Annotated in this window: 2 protein-coding genes; both read left to right on the forward strand. The window is 61.3% G+C overall.

Annotated elements, in window-relative coordinates; translation table 11 throughout:
• The first annotated feature begins 248 nt into the window (after positions 1-248).
• Positions 249-1,907, forward strand: coding sequence for a Na+/H+ antiporter NhaA (gene nhaA / locus RR842_RS13085; protein WP_332730042.1), 1,659 nt, complete (start codon positions 249-251; stop codon positions 1,905-1,907).
• 72 nt (positions 1,908-1,979) lie between these two features.
• Positions 1,980-3,358: bifunctional UDP-N-acetylglucosamine diphosphorylase/glucosamine-1-phosphate N-acetyltransferase GlmU (glmU, locus tag RR842_RS13090; protein WP_332722120.1), on the forward strand; the 1,379-nt coding region annotated here is incomplete at its 3' end.

Genomic DNA, 3,358 nt, shown 5'->3' on the forward strand with positions numbered 1-3,358 from the left:
ATGGCTTTCACGAAGTCGAAGGCACCCGTCTTCGAGAAGCTGATGCGCCGGCCGACAGGCACCCGTGCATCGAGGGGAAGCGCCCCCGCTGTGCAACGATGTGAAGTCGGGTTGTAGACGCGCAACGATTTTCGGGGTGTTAAGGAAATATAAGGGATAATGTAGCGCTAAATGCAATGTGCGAGGCGCACCGCGAGCTGCGAGGGCGATCGTCGTGCGCCACGATCGAGCAACGGTAAGGACGGGATATGACGCCCACGTCGGCCAAAGAGCAGAAGCTGTTTATCAGTGAGGTGCAGGGGCACCAGGCTCGCTATCGAAAGCTTATCCGATTCACCCATTCGTCAACCAAGGCGGCGGGTGCCATGCTGGCGGCGGCCGTCGTCGCGCTCATCGTGGCGAACACGGGCGCACACGAGACGTTTCTCGAGTTCTGGCATACGGAAGTGGGCTTGTTCTTCGGCGATCAGTTCGCCGGCATGTCCCTGTCCCATGTGATAAACGATATATTCATGGCCGTTTTCTTCCTGCTGGTGGGCTTGGAAGTGAAATACGAGATGACGGTTGGCGAGTTGACGAACATCCGCCAAGCACTGCTTCCGATTGTGGCGGCGGTGGGCGGCGTGGTAGTGCCCATCGGCATTTACCTGGCATTCAACGCGGGCAACCCTGAGGCGGCAGGCGGTTGGGGCGTGCCTATGGCCACCGACATCGCCTTCGCCTTGGGTATCCTGGCGCTTCTGGGCAATCGCGTACCCAGCGGCGTGAGGGTGTTCCTGAGCACGTTGGCCGTGGCCGATGACATCATCGCCATTCTGGTAATCGCCGTGTTCTATGGGCACAGCCCCTCGTTCGCCTGGCTTGCGACGGCGGCCGTGGTGCTGTTCGTGCTGGCGCTGATGAACCGCAACCATATTTACTCGCTGGTGCCGTACTTGCTGGTGGGAGCCGTGCTGTGGTACTGCGTGTTCATGTCGGGCGTTCATGCCACTATTGCCGGCGTGCTGCTGGCGTTCGTTATTCCTTCGGGTTCGCGCGTGAACTTGAAGAGCTTCATTACCTGGTCGGGAGACAAGGTGCGCGAAGCCGGCGCTGCCTACCAGCCGGAAACGCCGGTGCGGGCGCAGGGCGGCTACCTCGAGACCGTGCAATCGTTGAGCGCGGTCGCGCGCCAGGTGGTGCCTCCGGCCACGCGTCTGGAGCACAAGCTGTACCCGTGGGTGTACTTCGGCGTCCTGCCGTTGTTTGCGCTGACGAACGCCGACGTGAGCCTGGTCGGGGCCGACTTGGGCGCGTTTCTCTCAGACCCGCTGCTCTACGGTGTTATGCTCGGCCTGGTGCTGGGCAAGCCCCTGGGCATCATGCTGTTCAGCTTTTTGGTGGTGAAGTTGAAGGTGGCATCGCTTCCCGAGAATGTGAACTGGGGGCACATGCTGGGCGCAGGCATCTTGGGCGGCGTGGGCTTCACCATGGCCATCTTTGTGGCCAACTTGGCGTTCGACAGCGAGATGATGGTGACCACGGCGAAAGCCGGTATCCTGGCGGCCTCGCTGGTGGCGGGCGTGGCAGGTTTCGTGTTGCTGATGGTGCAGGCCAAGCGGGCCCAGAAAAGGGGCGTGGCGTACCTGTCTACACCGCCTGAAGACGAGGGCAGCCTGCAGACAGCCGATCTTAACGCGGTGCGCGACAGCGAGGAGTTGCTGCGCGATATAGAAAGCCCGCTTCTGAAAGAGGAAGTGGCAGCCGCAAAGAAGCGTACGGGTGTTTTCGAGATTGCGGTTGATTTGGGTGAGGACAACATGCGCTCCGATGCGGTGGCCGAGGCTCGGCGCGAAGCTGTCGAGGTGGAAATCACGTCCCGGCAGGTGAAAATGCGGAGCAAGGATGAAGAAGCGGGGCCGCAATAGTCTTATTCACCTGGGCTTTATGAGGACTGCGTTATACTTGTGGGGAAACGCCGGCGTGATCGAAGGGATTATATGAAAGCTGCTGCCATCGTTTTAGCTGCGGGTGCCGGAACCCGTATGAAATCAAAGAAGCCCAAGGTCGTCCACGAGGTGCTGGGCAAGCCGCTCGTACGCTGGGTGGTGGATGCGGCGCACGTTGCAGGAGTGGAGCGTATTGTGTCGGTGGTTGGGCATGAGCGTGCGCAGGTTGAGCCGCTGGTGGCGGGCGACACGACGATTGTTGAGCAGCCGGAGCGTCGCGGCACGGCCGATGCGGTGGCGGTATGTAGAGATGCGCTTGCCGACTTCGATGGGTCGCTGGTGGTACTGTCGGGCGATTGTCCGCTGATCACGTCGGATACGATTCGTCGGCTTGTTGAGATGCGCGAACAGGCCGATGCGGCCGTGGTGGTGCTGACGATGGAGATGGACGATCCGTTTGGCTACGGGCGCATCGTACGGGACGACGAGGGCCAGGTGGAGCGCATTGTCGAGCAGAAGGATGCTACGCAAGCGGAAGCCTCCCTCACCGAGTGCAATTCGGGCTTCTACTGCTTTGATGCCCGTGCGTTGTTTGACGCACTGGGCCAGGTGGACGACAACAACGCACAAGGCGAGTTCTATCTCACCGACGTGTTGGCTATCTGCCGTGCAGCCGGGCGTCCGGTGCTGGCATTGCCTGCAAGCGACGTGGCCGAGTGCCTCGGTGTGAACTCGCGCTTGCAGTTGGCTGAGGCAACCAAGTTTGCGCAGCGTCGCATCAACCGTGCCCACCTGGTTGCGGGGGTAACCATGACCGACCCCGACCAGGTATGGATCGGCCCTGAGGTGGTACTCGAGCAGGACGTCGAGTTGCTGCCGCAGACGTTCCTCATGGGAACCACGCGTGTGGGGGAGGATAGCCTCATCGGCCCGAACTCGCGTTTGACCGACACGGTGGTGGGGCAGGGCTGCACGGTGGACGAGACGGTGGCGGTCGAAGCTGTGCTGGATGATGGCGCTACGTGCGGCCCCCGCGCTTACCTGCGCCCGGGCGCGCACCTGTGTGAGGGAGCGAAGGCGGGCACGCACGTGGAGATCAAGAAATCTACGGTGGGCAAGGGCTCGAAGGTTCCGCACTTGAGCTACATTGGCGATACGACCATCGGCGAGGATGTGAACATCGGGGCTGGTTCCATCACGTGCAACTACGATGGCAAGCACAAGTTCGCCACCGTTATTGGCGATGGGGCGTTCATTGGTAGCGACACCATGATGGTTGCGCCCGTGAGTATTGGGGCCGGTTCCATTGTGGGTGCAGGCTCCACTATCACAAAGGATGTTGCGCCCGATGCGCTTGCCCTCACACGCTCAGAGCAACGTGAGATTGCTGGCTGGGCGGCCGCGAAACGTGCGAAGCAGACGGCAGAATA

This window comes from Gordonibacter sp. (assembly GCF_036667095.1).
Taxonomy (GTDB): Bacteria; Actinomycetota; Coriobacteriia; order Coriobacteriales; family Eggerthellaceae; genus Gordonibacter.